Genomic DNA, 16,974 nt, shown 5'->3' on the forward strand with positions numbered 1-16,974 from the left:
CGAACCATGTCGACACCAGCTGGCTGGTACCCCGACCCGCAGGCGCCGCCGGGCGTGCCGCCCGCGCAGCGCTGGTGGGACGGCAACGCCTGGACCGATCACCTGGCGCCCGCGGCACCGGTCGCGCCGGTCTACCAGGCGCCGCTCCCGGCGACGACTCCCGATGGCGAGCCGCTGGCCAGCTGGGGCGTGCGGCTCGGCGCCTATCTGCTCGACGGGCTGTTCCTGCTGCCGTTCATGGTCCTGGCGAGCGTGCCGTTCTGGGGCCGGATCGGCGACGCCTTCGGCGACTACTGGGACGACCTCCGCGCATCGACCGACGCAGGAGCCGACGCGCCGTCGGCGACCTCGCTCCAGAGCGACCTGGCCGGCACCTTCCTCGCGATCGGGCTGATCTCGATCCTGCTCAGCCTGATCTACCACGTCGGCTTCCTGGTGTGGAAGCAGGCGACGCCCGGCAAGCTCTTGCTCGGACTGCGCGTACGACGTCGCGAGGTCCCCGGTCCGATGCCGCTCGGCACGATCCTGCTGCGCTGGCTGACGCAGTTCGGGCCGAGCGTGCTCGGGTCGATCCCGTTCGTCGGCTACTTCACCGGGATCTACAGCCTGGTCGACGGGTTGTGGCCGTTGTGGGACGACAAGCGACAGGCGCTCCACGACAAGGCCGCGAGGACCAACGTCGTCCGGATCCGTTAGGCGAGGTCGCCCACCAGCTCGGCCTCGGCCTCGGCCGCGCTGTGCGCCGCCGGGGCGTGCGTACCGGCGACGACCTTGCGGCCGGCGGTGAGGATCACGACGCCGACCAGGACGGCGCAGGCGCCGAACCAGAACGGCGCGTGCGGGCCGACGTTCTCGCCGAGCTTGAGCGCGACGTAGGGACCGACCGCGCCGCCGCAGAAGCGGAGGAAGGAGTAGGCCGCCGACGCGACCGGGCGCTCGACCGGGGCCGCACCCATCACGATCTCGGTGATCAGGGTGTTGTTGATGCCGATGAAGGCGCCCGACAGCACGATGCCCGCGATCACGACCGGCGTGTGCTCGGTGAAGACCGCGATCATCGCGAGGTCGAGCGCGAACAGCACGAGCATGGTGATCACGCTCGGCACGGTGCCGATCAGCTTCTGCACCTGCGGCGCGACGAAGACCGACGTGAACGCCAGCAGCAGGCCCCAGCCGAAGAAGATCCAGCCGATGTCGATGATGCTCGCGTCCGGAAGCGCGAACGGGCCCGCGGCCAGGATCGTGAAGAAGCCGATGTTGTAGAAGATCGCGGTCAGGCCGGTCAGCAGCAGCGCGGGGTAGCGCAGCGCGCGGAACGGGTCGGCGAGCGACGTACGACGTCCGGTCGGGGGCGTGCTCGGGAGGAAGACCGACGTCGCGATGAGCGCGATGACCATCAGCACCGAGACACCGAAGAACGGCGCGCGCCACGACTGCTCGCCGAGCAGCCCGCCGACCAGCGGGCCGGAGGCGATGCCGATGCCGAGCGCGGCCTCGAAGAGGATGATCGCGCGAGCAGTCGAGCCGGACGCGGCCGTGACGATCGTCGAGAGCGCGGTGGCGACGAAGAGCGCATTGCCGAGGCCCCAACCGGCACGGAAGCCGACGATCTGGCCGACGGTGCTGGAGGAGCCGGCCAGCGCGGCGAAGACGATGATCAGGACCAGGCCGGTGATCAGGGTGCGCTTCGCACCGATCCGGCTGGAGATCACGCCGGTGACCAGCATCGCGACGCCCATGATCGCCATGTAGCTGGTGAACATCAGCGAGACCTGGCTCGGCGTCGCGTCGAGCTGGGCGGCGATGTCCTTGAGGATCGGGTCGACGAGCCCGATGCCCATGAAGGCGATCACGCAGGCGAAGGCGACCGCCCAGACGGCGCGGGGCTGCTTGAAGAAGGAGCCCTGGTCGGGCTCGGTGGACGTGGCGTGGTGACTCACGAACTTCCTTCCGAAAGGATGCCCCGGAGCACGGCCACGGCCGTCGCGAGGTCATCGGTGGTGAGGTCGGGGTGGGCGGCGACGAGCTCGGCGACCCGCTCGCCGTGGCGGCGGCGGACCCGGTTGAGCTCGTCGCGACCGGCGTCCGACAGCGTGATCACGCTGCTGCGTGCGTCGTCGGGGTTGCGCTCCTTGGTCACCCAGCCCTGCTCGACCAGCTGGCTGACCGCGGCCGACATGGTCGGCTGCGAGCAGCGGTCGAGGTCGGCGAGCTGGGTGATGCCGAGCGGGCCGTACTGGTCCAGGAGCGAGATGACCCGTGTCCCCGCAGGCAGCTCGAGCTCGCGGCGTACGGCGCGCACCAGCCGGGCCGCGTAGACGACCAGGTCGCTGGCGAGCTCGGTGTCGGTCATGGCTCCCACATTACATAGGGAACCTATGTAAATCTAGTCCGGCAGGATGTGACCATGCCGACCTACGTGGCGTTCCTCCGGGCGATCAACCTCGGTGCGACGCGCAAGTTCCCGAAGGACGCGATCAAGGCCGCGGTCGAGGCCGCCGGCGGCACCGACGTCGAGACCTACATCAACACCGGCAACGTCCGCCTGACCACGTCGATGCGATCACGCGCGAAGGTCGAGGCGGCCCTGGAGAAGGCGTTCCTCGCCGACCGCGGGTTCGAGGTCCCGACGATCGTCTTCACGCCGAAGGAGCTGGTCGAGATCGCCGAGGAAGCGGCGTCCTTCGGGCACGGCGGCAAGCACTACGTCTCGCTGCTCAAGGAGGCACCGTCGGCGGCCGCGGTCGAGAAGCTGGGCGAGGTGTCGACCGCCGACGAGGTCGCGAAGGTCGGCGGCCGCGCGATCCACCTGCTGCTGGGCGAGAACTACCACGAGGCCAGGCTGACCAACGCGATCGTGGAGAAGCACTGCGGTGTCGCGACCAACCGCAACCTCACCGTCATCGAGGCGCTCGCGAAGAAGTGGGGTTCGTGAACTTCGCGTGTCGACACGCCTGAGGTCCTTGTCCTCGACGGACGCTCCGGGATAGAACGTCCTGTCAGTTGGTCCGTTCTCGGGAGGAACACCTTGTCTGAAGCCATGCCGTCGCGCCGTGCCGTCCTTGCTGGTGGAGTCACCGGAGGCGCCGCGCTCGCGGCCGCCGGCTACGCCACCCCGTCGTACGGCGATGCCTACGACCGGGCCAAGCCGAAGAAGCGCGTGCGCCTGACCGTGCTCGGGACCACCGACCTGCACGGCAACGTCTACAACTGGGACTACTTCAAGAACGCCGAGTTCGACAACGCCAAGCACGACGACATCGGGCTCGCGAAGGCGACCACGCTGATCAAGGCGATGCGCAAGGAGCGGCGCGGGGAGCCGATCCTCACCCTGGATGCCGGCGACACGATCCAGGGCACGCCGCTGGCCTACTACTACGCCAAGATCGACCCGATCTCGACGACCGTGAAGCACCCGATGGCGCGGGCGATGAACCTGGTCGGCTACGACGCCGCCGCGCTCGGCAACCACGAGTTCAACTACGGCATCGACACCCTGCGGACCTTCGAGGAGCAGCTCGACTTCCCGCTGCTCGGTGCCAACGCGGTCGACCCCGCGACCAAGCGCCCGGCGTTCCAGCCCTACGTGATCAAGACCTTCAAGGTCGGTGGCGGGCGCACCCTCAAGGTCGGAGTCCTCGGGCTCACCAACCCCGGCATCGCCATCTGGGACAAGGCCAACGTCGAGGGGAGGATGGAGTTCCCCGGGCTGGTCGAGCAGGCGAAGAAGTTCGTGCCCGAGATGAAGAAGAAGGGCTGCGACCTCGTCATCGTGTCGGCCCACTCCGGGGCGAGCACCTCCTCGTCGTACGGCGACGCACTGCCCTACCCGGAGAACGCCGCCTCGCTGGTCGCGGCCCAGGTGCCGCACGTCGACGCGATCCTGGTCGGCCACGCGCACCTCGAGGTCCCGCAGTCGTTCGTCCGCAACGAGAAGACCGGCCAGCAGGTGCTGCTGTGCGAGCCCTACTACTGGGGCATGCGGGTCGCGGTCATGGACCTGATCGTGCAGGAGACCTACACGAAGCACGGCAGGTCGAAGTGGCTGCTCGTCGCGTCCGGCTCGCAGCTGCTCAACTCCAACACCGTCGACGCGGACCCGGCCGTCGCGGCTGCGGTGCAGAGCCAGCACGACACCGTCGTCGACTACGTGAACTCGCCGGTCGGCACCTCGACCGAGGAGCTGCTGGCCGCGCGCGCCGTCGTCGAGGACGTGCCGATCATCGACTTCGTCAACTTCGTGCAGGCCGACGCGGTCAAGGCCGGACTGACCGGTGCCGATGCGTCGTTGCCCGTGCTGTCGATCGCGGCGCCGTTCAACCGGGCGGCGTCGTTCCCGTCCGGCCAGGTCACCGTGCGCGACGTCGCGGGGCTCTACATCTACGACAACACGCTGCTCGGCGTGAAGGTGTCCGGGGCCGACGTGAAGGCCTACCTGGAGTACTCCGCGCGCTACTTCAAGCAGGTCTCCGGCACCGGCCCGTTCACGATGGACCAGGTGACCAACGCGGTCACTCCGACCGCCCCCAACGGCACGCCCGACTACAACTACGACGCGGTCGCCGGCCTCGACGCCCCGCTGACCTACGACATCGACATCTCGAAGCCGGTCGACAGCCGGATCCTCGACCTGAAGTACGACGGCGTCGCCGTGACCGACGACCAGCAGTTCGTGATGGCGGTCAACAACTACCGCCAGTCCGGTGGCGGCGGCTTCCCGGCGGTCTCCACCGCCCCGGTCGTCTACAACCGGCAGAACGAGATCCGGCAGCTGCTCATCGACTGGGTCACCGCCAACGAGACCATCGACCCCGCCGACTTCGCCTCCGTCGACTGGCGGCTCGTCTCGGGGGGCGCCGCGATCACCGTCAGCTGAGTCGCGGCGGGCCGGGGTCCGTCGCACCTGACGTAGATGTCGCGGTTCCGGCCGGATCGGAGCACGTACGTCAGGTGCGACGCCGGCTCACTCGCCGCGGAAGACCGGCTTCCGGCCCCCGGTGAAGGCATCGAGCCCCTCGGCGAAGTCGGCCGTGGTGAAGAGGGCGCGCTGGCCGGAGTGCTCGCGGTCGAGGGCGGCCTCGAGGTCGGGGAGGGTGGCGGCGTTGATCGCCTTCTTGATCGCGCTCTGGGCGATCAGGGGACCGCGCGCGAGTCGGCGGGCCAGGCGAGCGACCAGGTCGGCGAACTCCGCGTCGGGTGCGACATGGGTGATCAGGCCCGCAGACAGGGCCTCGGCCGCCGAGAGCGGTTCGGCGAGCAGCGCCATCCGCATCGCGCGCGCCCGGCCGATCGACGCCGCGACGGTGTACGACGACCCGCCGTCGGTCATCAGCCCGAGGCGTGTGAAGGGCAGCAGGAAGGCGGCGGACTCCGCGGCCACGATGATGTCGGAGGCCAGGGCGGCCGAGCAGGCGACCCCGGCCGCGATGCCGTTGACCGCCGCAAGCACCGGGACCGGGCAGGAGACGACGGCCCGGATCACCCGGTTGGCGCCGTCCATCGTCTCGACCGGGTGCTCCGGTGCGAGCCGCAGCGAGGCCATGTCGGCTCCGGCGCTGAAGCCCGCGCCGGTGCCGGTGATGACGACGACCCGCACGTCCTCACGCCCGCGCACGCCCTCGAGCTCCGAGGCCAGCGCCACCATCATGGCGCCGTCGACGGCGTTGAGGATCTCGGGCCGGTTGAAGGTCAGCCACAGGGCGTCGTCCTCGACGCGGACCTCGAGGTCAGACAACGTCGACACCCGCCGCGCGCATCTCCGCGAGAGCGGTCGCGGTCGTGTCCGGAGCGACGCCGGCGGCCAGGTCGACGAGCAACCGGGTCGAGAACCCCGCGGCCACCGCGTCCAGGGCGGTCGCCCGGACGCAGTAGTCGGTGGCGATCCCGCAGACGTCCACCTCGACCACGTCGTGGGCGTGGAGCCAGTCGGCGAGACCGACGCCGTCCGGGTCGACGCCCTCGAAGCCGGAGTACGCCGCCGCGTGCTCGCCCTTGAGGAAGATCGCGTCGAACGGCTGCGGGTCGAGGTTCGGGTGGAACGCCTCCCCGTCCGTGCCGACCTCGCAGTGGACCGGCCACGACGCCGCGAAGTCGGGGTCCGCCGACCAGTGCGAGCCCGGGTCGACGTGGTGGTCCTTGGTCGCCACGACGTGGGAGTACGTCGGCGCCTCGGGTCCGGCCGCCACCCACGACCGCAGCAGCGTCCCGATGTCGGCGGCGACGGCAGCGCCGCCGGCCACCGGGAGCGAGCCGCCCTCGCAGAAGTCGTTCTGGACGTCGGTCACGATCAACGCGCGCGTCATGGTCCGACAGTAACCGTCGGGATGACGGGCTCCCCGCGCGACATCTGCTGGATCTCGACGGGCAGCTCGGCCCGCGCGGCAGCGTGCCGGTCCCGCGCCGCCTCCAGCGACTCGCGCCCGACGACCTCGCCGTCGCGCACGAGGGGGACCAGCAGCGGGCGGTCGTCGCCGTCGTCGACCGGAGGTGAGCCGACCCCGATCACCTCCGCCTCGGCCACCCCGGCGGCGGAGCGGCGGCGCAGGGCGTACTTCCGCCCGCCCGCCGACTCCTTGTCGACGCTGCGCTTGGCGACGGAGATCATCTCGCCCGACTCCGACTCGCGGGCGACGAGCTTGTAGACGAACCCGCAGGTCGGGTGGCCGCTGCCCGTCACGAGCTGGGTCCCGACGCCGTAGCCGTCCACCGGGGCCGCCGCCAGGGCGGCGATGGCGAACTCGTCCAGGTCGCTCGTCACGATCACCCGCGTGCCGGTCGCGCCGAGCGAGTCGAGCTGCTCCCGCACCTGCTGGGCGAGCACGCCGAGGTCGCCGGAGTCGATCCGGACCGCGCCGAGCCCGGGGCCCGCGACCTCGACCGCGAGCCGCACGGCCGCGGCGATGTCGTAGGTGTCGACGAGCAGCGTGGTCCCGACCCCGAGCGCGTCGACCTGCGCGCGGAAGGCCTCGGCCTCGGTGTCGTGCAGGAGCGTGAAGCTGTGCGCGCTGGTGCCGGTCGTCGGCACGCCGTACCGCTGCCGGGCCGCGAGGTTGGAGCTCGCGGTGAAGCCGGCGACGTACGCCGCGCGCGCGGCCGCCACCGCCGCCTCCTCGTGCGTACGACGCGAGCCCATCTCGATGCACGGGCGCCCGCCCGCGGCGAGGGTCATCCGGGACGCCGCGGACGCGATCGCCGAGTCGTGGTTGTAGATCGACAGCAGGACGGTCTCGAGCAGCACGGCCTCCGCGAACGACGACTCCACCATCAGCACGGGGGAGTGCGGGAAGTAGGCGTCGCCCTCGGCGTAGCCCCACACGTCACCGGTGAAGCGGTACGACGCGAGCCAGTCGAGCGTGGGCGCGTCGACCACGCCCTCCAGGGCCGCCAGCGTCGCCGCGTCGAACCGGAACGCCTCGATCGCGTCCAGGGCTCGGCCGACGCCCGCGACCACGCCGTACCGCCGACCCTCCGGCAGTCGGCGCGGGAAGAGCTCGAAGACGGAACGACGGCTCGCGGTGCCCGAGCGCAGGGCAGCCTGGAGCATCGTCAGCTCGTAGTGGTCGGTCAGGAGGGCACTGCTCGGGGCGGTGGAGTGGGCCACGACCGACAGTGTGCCAACATGGTTTCGTGTCTGCCCCCGTCGAGGTCGAGCCGACCCTCACTCCCGACGAGATCACCCTCACTGCCAAGCCGTGGGTGACGATCGTGTGGAACGACCCGGTCAACCTGATGTCCTACGTCACCTATGTCTTCCAGAAGTACTTCGGCTACCCCGAGAAGAAGGCGGAGAAGCTGATGATGGAGGTCCACGAGGACGGCAAGTCCGTGGTCAGCCACGGCACCCGCGAGGCGATGGAGCGTGACGTGCAGGCGATGCATGAGTACGGCCTCTGGGCCACGATGGACCGTCAAGAGTGAGCCGCCGAGGATGACCGGTTTCCACCGTCACCGCCGCAGCAGGCTGATCATCGCGAACTTCGCCGGATTCGAGGCCGACCTGCTGCGCTCGCTGGCCTCCCAGCTGGTCGAGCTGCTCCGCAACGAGGCAGCCGTCCCGCGCGAGGGCGTGGACCCCCTCGAGGCGATGCTCGACTTCTCCGGCCCCACCCAGGAGCCCGAGGACCCGGTGCTCGCCCGGCTCTTCCCGACCGCCTACCCCAGCGACGAGGAGGCGGCATCGGAGTTCCGCCGCTTCACCGAGGGCACGCTGCGCGACGGCAAGGCGGCCGCCGCGGTCGCGATCATCGACGGGCTCGAGGAGGCGGGGCTGCCGCCCGAGCTCAGCGAGGACGGTCTCGTGATCGACGTCGAGCTCGACGAGCCGACGGCCGAGACCTGGATGCGGTCGTTCACCGACCTGCGGCTCGCGCTCGCCACCCGGCTCGAGGTCGAGGAGGGTGACGAGCTGTACTGGCAGAACCTCCCGGACGACGACCCACGCGCCCAGGCGCACGACATCTACGAGTGGGTCGGCTACCTCCAGGAGACCCTCATCGGCGCTCTGACCGACTGACGCTGACCGGTTGGGCACGGTGCCCAGGCGTCTGCTTGACTCGGGCGCATGACCATGACCCGCAACGTCCTGGCCGTGACTGCAATCTGCGCACTTCTCGGCTCCGTGTCCGCCTGCAGTGGAAGTGACAGCGACGGCGACAGCCCGTCAGCAGCGTCGTCGTCCTCGTCCGGATCGGGCGTGAGCGGACGTGAGAAGACCTCGGACTGCACGGCCGACGTCACGCTGACCGGCGACGTGAAGGCGACGTGGTCCGGCGAGGCGACGTCGGCCACGAGCAAGGGCCGCGGGGCGTCGTACAGCACCTCCAGCAAGGACAGTGCCACGACCGTGTCGGTCCTGCCGAAGGAGCAAGACTTCCCGGCGACCGTCACCGTGTCCGCGGACGGTGCGACCTACACCTCGCAGACCGGCGACGGCATCAAGGCGGACAAGAAGGGAACCGGGGCGACTGCTGACGCGGACGCGGTCACCCTGGTCGACGGCAAGCAGAAGACCGTCCACGTCGTCGCCGAGTTCGACTGCTGACATGCCGATCCCGCCGTTCGTCGCCGCGCTCCGGGAGCTGGTCGGCACCCACGAGCTGTGGCTGCCCGCCGTCACGGCGGTCGTTCGCCGCGAGGGTGAGGTGCTGCTCACCCTGCGCGCCGACAACGGTGAGTGGGCGCCGGTCACCGGCATCCTCGACCCGGGGGAGGAGCCCGCGATCGGGGCGGCCCGCGAGGCCCTCGAGGAGACCGGCGTCGTCGTCACCGTCGACCGGCTGGTCTCGGTGAGTGCCAGCCCTCAGGTCGAGCACGGCAACGGCGACCTCGGCGTCTACCTCGACCTGACCTTCGACTGCACCTGGGTGAGCGGTGAGGCCCGGGTCGCCGACGACGAGAACACCGACGTCCGTTGGTGGCCGGTCGACGCGCTGCCCCCGATGGCGGACTGGTTGCGGGAGCGGATCGACGATGCGCTCGCGGGTGAGACCGCGGCGCGCTTCCGGACCTGATCCCCCTAGTCTTGTCGCCGTGCTGACCATCGACCGCGCGACGTACGACGCGATCGTCGCGCACGCCAAGCGCGACCACCCCGACGAGGCCTGCGGCATCGTCGCCGGCCCGGAGGGCAGCGACCGCCCGGAGCGGTTCGTCGAGATGGTCAACGCCGCGGGCAGCCCGACGTTCTACGAGTTCGACTCGACCGACCTGTTCCAGCTCTACAAGGAGATGGACCAGAACGACGAGGAGCCCGTGGTCGTCTACCACTCCCACACCGCCACCGAGGCCTACCCCAGCCGCACCGACATCGGCCTCGCGAGCGAGCCGGGGGCACACTATGTGCTGGTGAGCACCCGTGAGCACGGGAATAACGACGGTCCCGTGGAGTTCAGGTCTTACAGAATCGTCGACGGCGAGGTGACCGAGGAAGACGTCACCGTGGTCGACGATCTCGAGCCACGCAACGAGAGCAGCTGAGGAGCAACCCATGGCCATCGAGGTCCGGATCCCGACCATCCTGCGCACCTACACGGACGGGGAGAAGGCGGTCAACGGCGAGGGCGCCAGCCTGACCGCCCTGATCGACGACCTCGAGGTCAACCACCCCGGCATCAAGGACCGCCTGATCGAGAACGGCGACCTGCGCCGCTTCGTCAACGTCTACATCAACGACGAGGACGTCCGCTTCATCGGCGGCCTCGAGGCCGAGCTCAAGGACGGCGACCAGGTCGTCGTCCTGCCCGCTGTCGCCGGGGGGTAGCGAGGACGCGTCAGCGAACTCGCTGATGGTGGTCGAGCGAGCGGCACGGCTGAGCTTGCGAAGCCGTGACCCGCGTGTCGAGACCCAGTGACTGACAGGATCGAGCAACTATGAGCGAGCGTCGCACCTTCGTCCTCGTCGACGGCGAGAACATCGACGCGACGCTCGGCAACTCCCTGCTCGGCCGGCGTCCTGCTCCCGAGGAACGACCGCGCTGGGAGCGGTTGACGGCGTACGCCGAGCAGGTCCTCGACCAGCCCGCGACCGGACTGTTCTTCCTCAACGCGTCGGGCGGCCACATGCCGCAGGCGTTCGTGCAGGCACTGCTCGCGATGGACTACCGGCCGGTGCCGCTGGCCGGGTCCGGCGACGAGAAGGTCGTCGACATCGGCATCCAGCGCACCCTCGCTGCGCTCGTCGACCACGACGACGCCGACGTGCTGCTGGTCAGCCACGACGCCGACTTCGTGAAGTCGCTCGCGGGCCTGGTCGACGGGCACCGTCGGGTCGGCCTGATCGGCTTCCGCGAGTACATGAGCTCGCAGCTCACGGCGCTCGGCCTTCCCCTCTACGACCTCGAGGACGACGTCCGCGCTTTCACCCAGCCGCTGCCGCGGGTCCGGATCATCCCGCTGGCAGACTTCGACCCGGAGACCTTCCTGAGATGACGCGCTACGACAACCTCCTCGCCTCGGTCGGCGGCACCCCGCTGGTCGGGCTGCCGCGGCTGTCCCCCCACCCCGACGTGCGCCTCTGGGCGAAGCTCGAGGACCGCAACCCGACCGGCTCGATCAAGGACCGCCCGGCGCTGCGGATGATCGAGGAGGCGGAGAAGGACGGCAGCCTCCGCCCCGGCTGCACGATCCTGGAGCCGACGTCCGGCAACACCGGCATCTCGCTGGCGATGGCGGCCAAGCTCAAGGGCTACCGGATCGTCTGCGTGATGCCCGAGAACACCTCGGAGGAGCGGCGTCAGCTGCTGCGGATGTGGGGCGCGGAGATCGTGTCCTCGCCCGCGGCCGGCGGCTCCAACGAGGCGGTCCGGGTCGCCAAGCAGGTGGCGGCGGAGCACCCCGACTGGGTGATGCTCTACCAGTACGGCAACGCCGCCAACGCCCTCGCCCACGAGCAGGGCACCGGGCCCGAGCTGCTCGCCGACCTGCCGTCGATCACCCACTTCGTGGCCGGCCTCGGCACCACCGGAACGCTGATGGGCGTCAGCCGCTTCTTCCGGGCGGCCAAGCCCGAGGTCAGGATCGTCGCCGCCGAGCCGCGGTACGGCGAGCTCGTCTACGGCCTGCGCAACCTGGACGAGGGCTTCGTCCCCGAGCTGTACGACGCGGACCTGATCGACTCGCGCTTCTCGGTCGGTCCCCGCGACGCCGTACGCCGGGTGCGCGAGCTGCTCGAGCTCGAGGGCATCTTCGCCGGCATCTCGACCGGCGCGATCCTCCACGCCGCGCTCGGTCAGGCAGCCAAGGCCGTCCAGGCCGGCGAGAGCGCCGACATCGCCTTCGTGGTCTGCGACGGTGGCTGGAAGTACCTCTCGACCGGCGCCTACGAGGGCACCATCGACCAGGCCGAGGACCGGCTCGAGGGCCAGCTCTGGGCCTGATCCACCCCGGACGGACTATGGGCGGCAGACCCTCCCTCAGGTTACGTTGAACGCACCACGGCCCGGCCCTGCTTCCAGGAGCACCTTTGCGCGAGATCGTCGTCTTCAGCGGCAGCGCTCACCGTCCCCTCGCCACCGCGATCTGTGACGCCCTCGGCGTCGAGCTCTCCTCGGTCGAGATGACCCGGTTCAGCAACGACTGCCTCCAGGCCCAGCTGCAGGCCAACTGCCGCCAGCGCGACGTCTACATCGTCCAGCCGCTGTCACCGCCCACGCAGGAGCACCTCATGGAGCTCCTGCTGATGGTGGACGCAGCACGGGGCGCGTCGGCCGCCCAGATCTCGGTGGTCATCCCGTACTACGCCTACGCGCGCTCCGACAAGAAGGACGCATCGCGGATCTCGATCGGGGGTCGGCTGGTCGCCGACATGCTGGTCGCGGCCGGCGTCGACCGGGTGCTGACGATGACCCTCCACGCTCCACAGGTGCACGGCTTCTTCTCGGTCCCCGTCGACCACCTGACCGCGCTCGGCGTCCTGGCCGACCACTTCCAGGGCCAGGACCTCACCGACGCCGTCGTCGTCTCGCCGGACTTCGGCAACGCCAAGACCGCCACCCAGTTCGCCCGCCTGCTCGGCCTGCCCGTGGCGGCCGGCAGCAAGAAGCGGCTGGCCGACGACCAGGTCGTCATCGACGCGATCGTGGGCGACGTCGCAGGCCGCAGGGCGATCATCCTCGACGACGAGATCGCGACGGGCGGCTCGATCTTCGAGCTGCTCGACCGCCTCGCCGACCAGGGCTGCACCGATGCTGCCGTCGCGTGCACGCACGGCCTCTTCGTCGGCAAGGCGCTCGAAAGGCTCCGCGGGCACCCGATGATCACCGAGGTCATCACGACCGACACGGTGCCGCCACCCACGGACTGGCCCGAGCTCACGGTGCGCTCGGTGGCCGGCCTGTTCGCGCAGGCGATCGAGCGGATCCACGCCGGCGAGTCGGTGAGCAGCCTCTTCGACGGCGTCGACCCGTCGCTGGGACCGCCCCAGCCGCGTCTGTTCGACTAACGGGTCGGCTCGGCCGTCACGACCAGCGACTGGTCGGCGTCCATCTCGCTGCCCGGCACGGCCTCCAGCCCGAGCAGCCCCGCCGCGAGGTCGGCGACGTCGGCGTTGCGGACCGGCTGCCTCTTCGCGGCGTACGTCGGCCGCTTGGTGCCCGGGTCCTTGTAGGCGGGGTTGAGGTCGTAGAGGTCGCCCTGGGTGACGCCGGCACCCCAGACCAGGAACGGGATCCGGTAGTTGGCGAGCGTGGTCCTGCCCGAGTGGTCGAGCAGGCCGGGTGCGAAGCCGTGGTCGGCGGTGAGGACGACCACCAGGTCCTGGCGGAGCCCTGCGTCCTTGCGGATGGTCTTCAGCAGCCTGCCGAGCTGGGCGTCGGTGCGCTGCACGGCGGCGAGGTACTGCGGTGACATCCCGCCGTACTGGTGGCCGAAGCGGTCCGGCAGCGACACGTGCAGGAAGGTGAACGTCCGGTCGGCGCTGACGAGGTCGGCCCGCACGTCCTTCACCAGCTGCGCCTGGTCCTCGTCGACCTCGTAGCGGTCGATGCCGGCACGCCACGACCTCTCGTAGAGGCCGAACTTCTCCTTGGTCGTGAAGAGCGCGGTGGCACCGCCGGCCGCGTGCGCGACGGTGAAGACCGACGACACCGGGTGGCCTGCCGCCTTCTGCACGGTCATCGAGGTCCGGTCGTCGTCCCAGGTGACGCCGTGGCCGCCCCGGGCCGCGTCGACCCGGCGGCCGGTCATCATCCCGGTGTGGTTGGGCAGCGTGACCGTCTGCTCGTGCTCCGTGCGCGCGTTGAGGGTGCCGGCCCCCTCGTCGAGCAGGCGGTGGAACGTGGGTGCGCCCTCGGCGCCGAGCTCGCTGATCGCGTCGGTGTTGAGCCCGTCGACCGAGATCGCCAGCACCCGGGTCGTGCTCGTCGGAGCGGGGCGCTCCACGGGCTGGCTGCACGCCGCGCCTGCGGGCACGACCAGGGCGAGGGCGGCCGTCAGGGCCAGGGCTGCAGGAGTACGACGCACCCGCCCCACGCTACGGGGGAGCGGGGCTCAGCCGTCGATCCCGCGCACCGCGTCGGCGAGCCGGGTGGTCGGACGCCCGATCAACCGGGCGAGGTCGCCGGAGTGGTCCTCGAGCTCGCCCCGGGAGATGCCGTGGTCGGAGTCGGCGAGCACCTGGGCGAACGCCGCGGGCACGCCTGCCGACGTCAGGATCGCGGCGTACTCCTCCACGGGCAGGTCGGTGTAGCCGATCTCGCGCCCGGTCGCGGCGGAGAGTGCAGCGGCGTACTCGGTCATCGTGAAGGCCTCGTCGCCGGCGAGCTCGTAGACGGCCCCGCCGTGCTCACCGCCCGCGAGCACCACCGCGGCGGCCTCGGCGAAGTCCTGGCGGGCGGCGGCGCTGATGCGGCCCTCGCCGGCCGAGCCGATGACCTGACCGGTCGCGAGGGCCGGGGCGGCGTTCTCGGTGTAGTTCTCGAGGTACCAGCCGTTGCGCAGCAGCACGACCGGCAGGCCGCTCTGCTTGAGCAGGTCCTCGGTGGCGACGTGGTCCTCGGCGAGCGCGAGGGCGCTGGTGTCGGCGCGCAGGATGCTCGTGTAGGCGAGGAGGTCGACGTCCGCGCGGGTCGCGGCCTCGATCACGGTGCGGTGCTGGGTCAGGCGACCGCCGACGGCGTTCGAGGAGATCAGCACGGCCCGGTCCACGCCCGCGAAGGCCGCGTCCAGCGAGGCCGCGTCCTCGTAGTCGGCCCTACGGACCTGGACGCCGAGATCGGCGAGGTCCTGGACGGTGGCGAGGTCGCGGGCGGTGGCGACGACCTCAGCCGCGGGGACACCGCGGTCGAGGAGAGCGAGGACGGTGAGTCGGCCGAGGTGGCCGGAGGCGGCGGTGACGAGGACGGTCATGGAGGGATCCTTCGATCGGTGCGGAGCTGTCACCCGGTCCAACTATCCGTCGTGGCCCATACTTCCCTGGAGTTAGTACCCACTTTGAAGTAAGGTACTGGCATGGGAGTGAGTGTGGCGTCGGCGTTCCCCGACCAGGCCTTCACCCGCGGGTGCCCGACCCGCGAGGTCCTCGACCACGTGATGAGCAAGTGGGCGCCGCTCGTGCTCGCCTCGCTCTCCGACGGTGCGCCCCTGAGGTGGAGCGAGCTGCGGCGACGGGCGGAGGGGGTGAGCGAGAAGATGCTCGCCCAGACGCTGCGGACCCTCGAGCAGGACGGGCTGGTGCTGCGCGACGCGCGCCCGGTCGTGCCCCCGCACGTGGAGTACTCCCTCACCCCGCTCGGCCGCGAGCTGACCGACCAGCTGATGCCGCTGATGGTCTGGGTGGCCCACCACGCCGACCAGATCCTCGCGCGACCCGACGCCCAGGGTGACGACGAGCACGCGTGACCTGCGTCGCGACGCGGTGCGCCGGTCGGTGGCAGCCCCTAGCCTTGCCTTCGTGCCTGACCAGACCGCCGCGCTCCGAGACGCTCCGATCGGGATCTTCGACTCCGGGTTCGGTGGGCTGACCGTCGCGCGGTCGGTGATCGACCAGCTGCCGCACGAGTCGATCGTGTACGTCGGCGACACGGCCCGGCAGCCCTACGGACCCAAGCCGATCGGCGAGGTGCGTGAGTACGCCCTCGAGTGCCTCGACCACCTGGTCGAGCGGGGCGTGAAGGCGCTGGTCATCGCGTGCAACTCCGCCAGCGCGGCGATGCTCCGCGACGCCCGTGAGCGCTACGACGTGCCGGTCGTCGAGGTGATCTATCCCGCGACCCGTCGCGCCGTCGCGGCCAGCCGCACCGGACGGATCGGCGTGATCTGCACCCGGGCCACCGCGGAGTCGATGGCCTACGAGGACGCCTTCGCCGCCGCACCCCACGTCTCGCTGTCGGTGCGCGCCTGCCCGACCTTCGTCGACTTCGTCGAGCAGGGCGTGACCTCCGGCGACGAGCTGCTCGGCTACGCCCACGACTACCTCGATCCCCTGATCTCCGAGGGCGTCGACACGCTGATCCTCGGCTGCACCCACTACCCCCTCCTGACCGGCGTGATCTCCTACGTCGTGGGCGACAACGTGACCCTGGTCAGCAGTGCGGAGGAGTGCGCCAAGGACGTCTACAAGATGCTGGTGCACACCGACCTGATCCGGCCCGGCGGCGTGCCGACGTACTCCTTCCTCACCACGGGCTCGCCCGACGAGTTCGAGACGATCGGCCGCCGCTTCCTCGGGCCCGAGATGGTCGCTGCCTCCCAGTTCGTCGGGGGACTGGCATGAAGGTCACCATCGTCGGCTGCTCGGGGAGCTACCCCGGACCGGAGTCGCCGGCCAGCTGCTACCTGGTCGAGGCCGACGCTCCGACGCCCGAGGGCGACGTCCGCACCTGGCGGGTCCTGCTCGACCTCGGCAGCGGTGCGCTCGGTGCCCTGCACAAGTACGCCGACCCGCTGGCGGTCGACGCGGTGCTGCTCAGCCACCTCCACGCCGACCACTGCCTCGACCTCGCGGGCTACTACGTGCTCCGCAAGTACCACCCCGACGGCGCCCAGCCGCGGATACCGGTCTGGGGACCGGTCGGGACCGCCGACCGGATGGCCCGCGCCTACGACCTGCCGCTCGACCCGGGCATGACCGAGGAGTTCGACTTCCGGGAGTGGGAGGGTCCCGTCGAGCTCGGACCCTTCACGATCGAGCCCGTGCCGGTCGCCCATCCGGTGCCCGCGTTCGGCCTCCGGGTCAGCGCCGACGGCGCGACCGTCGCCTACACCGGTGACACCGGTCCGTGCCCGGCCCTCGACGACGTCGCCCGCGACGCCGACCTCCTGCTCGCCGAGGCGTCCTTCCGCTCGGCCGACTCCAACCCACCCGACCTGCACCTGACCGGCACCGACAGCGGCCAGGTCGCCGCCCGTTCCGGCACCAAGCGCCTGGTGCTCACGCACGTCCCGCCCTGGCACGACCCGCAGGACGCGCTCGCCGAGGCGGTCACGGCCTACGCCGGTCCGGTCGAGCTCGCCCGCGCCGGAGCGACGTACGACCTCTGA

Annotated in this window: 22 protein-coding genes; 15 read left to right on the forward strand and 7 right to left on the reverse strand. The window is 70.7% G+C overall.

What is annotated here, in order from left to right:
* Nucleotides 1-6: 6 nt before the first annotated feature.
* Nucleotides 7-696 (forward strand): RDD family protein, encoded by a 690-nt coding sequence (locus tag ABLE68_RS14010; protein ID WP_348872126.1) that lies wholly within the window; start codon nucleotides 7-9, stop codon nucleotides 694-696.
* Here the strand turns inward: ABLE68_RS14010 and ABLE68_RS14015 are convergent.
* Nucleotides 693-1,940 (reverse strand): MFS transporter, encoded by a 1,248-nt coding sequence (locus ABLE68_RS14015; protein WP_348872127.1) that lies wholly within the window; start codon nucleotides 1,938-1,940, stop codon nucleotides 693-695. The genes ABLE68_RS14010 and ABLE68_RS14015 overlap by 4 nt on opposite strands.
* Nucleotides 1,937-2,353 (reverse strand): MarR family winged helix-turn-helix transcriptional regulator, encoded by a 417-nt coding sequence (locus tag ABLE68_RS14020; protein WP_348872129.1) that lies wholly within the window; start codon nucleotides 2,351-2,353, stop codon nucleotides 1,937-1,939. The genes ABLE68_RS14015 and ABLE68_RS14020 overlap by 4 nt, the downstream gene beginning before the upstream one ends.
* Nucleotides 2,354-2,407: 54 nt before the next feature.
* On the opposite strand from ABLE68_RS14020, the gene ABLE68_RS14025 reads away from it, so the two are divergent.
* Nucleotides 2,408-2,935 carry a DUF1697 domain-containing protein gene (locus ABLE68_RS14025; protein WP_348872130.1) on the forward strand — a complete coding sequence of 176 codons (528 nt, stop codon included), beginning with the start codon at nucleotides 2,408-2,410 and terminating at the stop codon, nucleotides 2,933-2,935.
* A 105-nt stretch (nucleotides 2,936-3,040) separates the two neighbouring features.
* The gene (locus ABLE68_RS14030) at nucleotides 3,041-4,876 is read left to right on the forward strand and encodes a bifunctional metallophosphatase/5'-nucleotidase (protein WP_348872131.1); all 1,836 of its coding nucleotides are present in this window, start codon (nucleotides 3,041-3,043) and stop codon (nucleotides 4,874-4,876) included.
* 87 nt (nucleotides 4,877-4,963) lie between these two features.
* Here the strand turns inward: ABLE68_RS14030 and ABLE68_RS14035 are convergent, their stop codons facing one another.
* The 3 genes from ABLE68_RS14035 to ABLE68_RS14045 are packed head-to-tail and all read right to left on the reverse strand — an operon-like array spanning nucleotide 4,964 to nucleotide 7,600.
* Complete coding sequence (locus ABLE68_RS14035) at nucleotides 4,964-5,734, reverse strand: enoyl-CoA hydratase (protein ID WP_348872133.1); 771 nt, start codon at nucleotides 5,732-5,734, stop codon at nucleotides 4,964-4,966.
* Nucleotides 5,727-6,302: an isochorismatase family protein gene (locus ABLE68_RS14040; RefSeq protein WP_348872134.1), complete on the reverse strand. Its 576-nt coding sequence runs from the start codon at nucleotides 6,300-6,302 to the stop codon at nucleotides 5,727-5,729. Before ABLE68_RS14040 ends, ABLE68_RS14035 begins: the two co-directional genes overlap by 8 nt.
* Entirely contained in the window at nucleotides 6,299-7,600 is a 1,302-nt protein-coding gene (locus ABLE68_RS14045; RefSeq protein WP_348872135.1) for a nicotinate phosphoribosyltransferase, read from the reverse strand. The genes ABLE68_RS14040 and ABLE68_RS14045 overlap by 4 nt, the downstream gene beginning before the upstream one ends.
* Before the next feature lie 26 nt (nucleotides 7,601-7,626).
* On the opposite strand from ABLE68_RS14045, the gene clpS reads away from it, so the two are divergent.
* From clpS to ABLE68_RS14090, 9 genes are all read left to right on the forward strand, one after another.
* A complete protein-coding gene (gene clpS / locus ABLE68_RS14050; RefSeq protein WP_348872137.1) occupies nucleotides 7,627-7,917 on the forward strand; it encodes an ATP-dependent Clp protease adapter ClpS in 291 nt (96 codons plus the stop codon).
* 10 nt (nucleotides 7,918-7,927) lie between these two features.
* Nucleotides 7,928-8,512 (forward strand): DUF2017 domain-containing protein, encoded by a 585-nt coding sequence (locus ABLE68_RS14055; protein WP_348872138.1) that lies wholly within the window; start codon nucleotides 7,928-7,930, stop codon nucleotides 8,510-8,512.
* 180 nt (nucleotides 8,513-8,692) lie between these two features.
* Nucleotides 8,693-9,040, forward strand: coding sequence for a hypothetical protein (locus ABLE68_RS14060; RefSeq protein ID WP_348872140.1), 348 nt, complete (start codon nucleotides 8,693-8,695; stop codon nucleotides 9,038-9,040).
* Nucleotide 9,041: 1 nt separating this feature from the next.
* Nucleotides 9,042-9,509, forward strand: coding sequence for an NUDIX hydrolase (locus ABLE68_RS14065; protein WP_348872141.1), 468 nt, complete (start codon nucleotides 9,042-9,044; stop codon nucleotides 9,507-9,509).
* A 19-nt stretch (nucleotides 9,510-9,528) separates the two neighbouring features.
* Nucleotides 9,529-9,975 carry a M67 family metallopeptidase gene (locus ABLE68_RS14070; RefSeq protein ID WP_348872142.1) on the forward strand — a complete coding sequence of 149 codons (447 nt, stop codon included), beginning with the start codon at nucleotides 9,529-9,531 and terminating at the stop codon, nucleotides 9,973-9,975.
* Between the two features lie 10 nt (nucleotides 9,976-9,985).
* Nucleotides 9,986-10,258 (forward strand): MoaD/ThiS family protein, encoded by a 273-nt coding sequence (locus ABLE68_RS14075; protein ID WP_348872144.1) that lies wholly within the window; start codon nucleotides 9,986-9,988, stop codon nucleotides 10,256-10,258.
* A gap of 110 nt (nucleotides 10,259-10,368) precedes the next feature.
* Nucleotides 10,369-10,926: an NYN domain-containing protein gene (locus tag ABLE68_RS14080; RefSeq protein ID WP_348872145.1), complete on the forward strand. Its 558-nt coding sequence runs from the start codon at nucleotides 10,369-10,371 to the stop codon at nucleotides 10,924-10,926.
* Nucleotides 10,923-11,873 (forward strand): PLP-dependent cysteine synthase family protein, encoded by a 951-nt coding sequence (locus ABLE68_RS14085; protein WP_348872147.1) that lies wholly within the window; start codon nucleotides 10,923-10,925, stop codon nucleotides 11,871-11,873. Before ABLE68_RS14080 ends, ABLE68_RS14085 begins: the two co-directional genes overlap by 4 nt.
* An 86-nt stretch (nucleotides 11,874-11,959) precedes the next feature.
* Nucleotides 11,960-12,937 carry a ribose-phosphate diphosphokinase gene (locus ABLE68_RS14090; protein WP_348872150.1) on the forward strand — a complete coding sequence of 326 codons (978 nt, stop codon included), beginning with the start codon at nucleotides 11,960-11,962 and terminating at the stop codon, nucleotides 12,935-12,937.
* Here ABLE68_RS14090 and ABLE68_RS14095 read toward each other — a convergent pair.
* Together ABLE68_RS14095 and ABLE68_RS14100 are read right to left on the reverse strand one after the other, a co-directional pair.
* Nucleotides 12,934-13,956 carry an alkaline phosphatase family protein gene (locus ABLE68_RS14095; protein WP_348872152.1) on the reverse strand — a complete coding sequence of 341 codons (1,023 nt, stop codon included), beginning with the start codon at nucleotides 13,954-13,956 and terminating at the stop codon, nucleotides 12,934-12,936. The two genes, ABLE68_RS14090 and ABLE68_RS14095, sit on opposite strands and share 4 nt — an antisense overlap.
* Before the next feature lie 27 nt (nucleotides 13,957-13,983).
* Nucleotides 13,984-14,841, reverse strand: coding sequence for an SDR family oxidoreductase (locus ABLE68_RS14100; protein WP_348872153.1), 858 nt, complete (start codon nucleotides 14,839-14,841; stop codon nucleotides 13,984-13,986).
* Between the two features lie 102 nt (nucleotides 14,842-14,943).
* Between ABLE68_RS14100 and ABLE68_RS14105 the strand changes: the two genes are divergently transcribed.
* Genes ABLE68_RS14105 through ABLE68_RS14115 form a run of 3 tightly spaced genes read left to right on the forward strand, consistent with a single transcriptional unit; the run spans nucleotide 14,944 to nucleotide 16,974 of the window.
* Nucleotides 14,944-15,333: a winged helix-turn-helix transcriptional regulator gene (locus ABLE68_RS14105; RefSeq protein ID WP_348872155.1), complete on the forward strand. Its 390-nt coding sequence runs from the start codon at nucleotides 14,944-14,946 to the stop codon at nucleotides 15,331-15,333.
* Nucleotides 15,334-15,385: 52 nt separating this feature from the next.
* Nucleotides 15,386-16,207 carry a glutamate racemase gene (gene murI / locus ABLE68_RS14110; protein WP_348872156.1) on the forward strand — a complete coding sequence of 274 codons (822 nt, stop codon included), beginning with the start codon at nucleotides 15,386-15,388 and terminating at the stop codon, nucleotides 16,205-16,207.
* Complete coding sequence (locus ABLE68_RS14115; protein ID WP_348872157.1) at nucleotides 16,204-16,974, forward strand: MBL fold metallo-hydrolase; 771 nt, start codon at nucleotides 16,204-16,206, stop codon at nucleotides 16,972-16,974. The genes murI and ABLE68_RS14115 overlap by 4 nt, the downstream gene beginning before the upstream one ends.

This window comes from Nocardioides pollutisoli (assembly GCF_040045055.1).
GTDB classification, from domain to species: domain Bacteria; phylum Actinomycetota; class Actinomycetes; order Propionibacteriales; family Nocardioidaceae; genus Nocardioides; species Nocardioides tweenelious.

Bases quoted from the DNA above. Each gene is read 5' to 3' on its own strand.
- ABLE68_RS14010 (WP_348872126.1), top strand. From the start codon at position 7: ATGTCGACACCAGCTGGCTGGTACCCCGACCCGCAGGCGCCGCCGGGC.
- ABLE68_RS14020 (WP_348872129.1), bottom strand. From the start codon at position 2,353: ATGACCGACACCGAGCTCGCCAGCGACCTGGTCGTCTACGCGGCCCGG.
- ABLE68_RS14025 (WP_348872130.1), top strand. From the start codon at position 2,408: ATGCCGACCTACGTGGCGTTCCTCCGGGCGATCAACCTCGGTGCGACG.
- ABLE68_RS14030 (WP_348872131.1), top strand. From the start codon at position 3,041: ATGCCGTCGCGCCGTGCCGTCCTTGCTGGTGGAGTCACCGGAGGCGCC.
- ABLE68_RS14040 (WP_348872134.1), bottom strand. From the start codon at position 6,302: ATGACGCGCGCGTTGATCGTGACCGACGTCCAGAACGACTTCTGCGAG.
- ABLE68_RS14055 (WP_348872138.1), top strand. From the start codon at position 7,928: ATGACCGGTTTCCACCGTCACCGCCGCAGCAGGCTGATCATCGCGAAC.
- ABLE68_RS14065 (WP_348872141.1), top strand. From the start codon at position 9,042: ATGCCGATCCCGCCGTTCGTCGCCGCGCTCCGGGAGCTGGTCGGCACC.
- ABLE68_RS14075 (WP_348872144.1), top strand. From the start codon at position 9,986: ATGGCCATCGAGGTCCGGATCCCGACCATCCTGCGCACCTACACGGAC.
- ABLE68_RS14080 (WP_348872145.1), top strand. From the start codon at position 10,369: ATGAGCGAGCGTCGCACCTTCGTCCTCGTCGACGGCGAGAACATCGAC.
- ABLE68_RS14085 (WP_348872147.1), top strand. From the start codon at position 10,923: ATGACGCGCTACGACAACCTCCTCGCCTCGGTCGGCGGCACCCCGCTG.
- ABLE68_RS14100 (WP_348872153.1), bottom strand. From the start codon at position 14,841: ATGACCGTCCTCGTCACCGCCGCCTCCGGCCACCTCGGCCGACTCACC.
- ABLE68_RS14105 (WP_348872155.1), top strand. From the start codon at position 14,944: ATGGGAGTGAGTGTGGCGTCGGCGTTCCCCGACCAGGCCTTCACCCGC.
- ABLE68_RS14115 (WP_348872157.1), top strand. From the start codon at position 16,204: ATGAAGGTCACCATCGTCGGCTGCTCGGGGAGCTACCCCGGACCGGAG.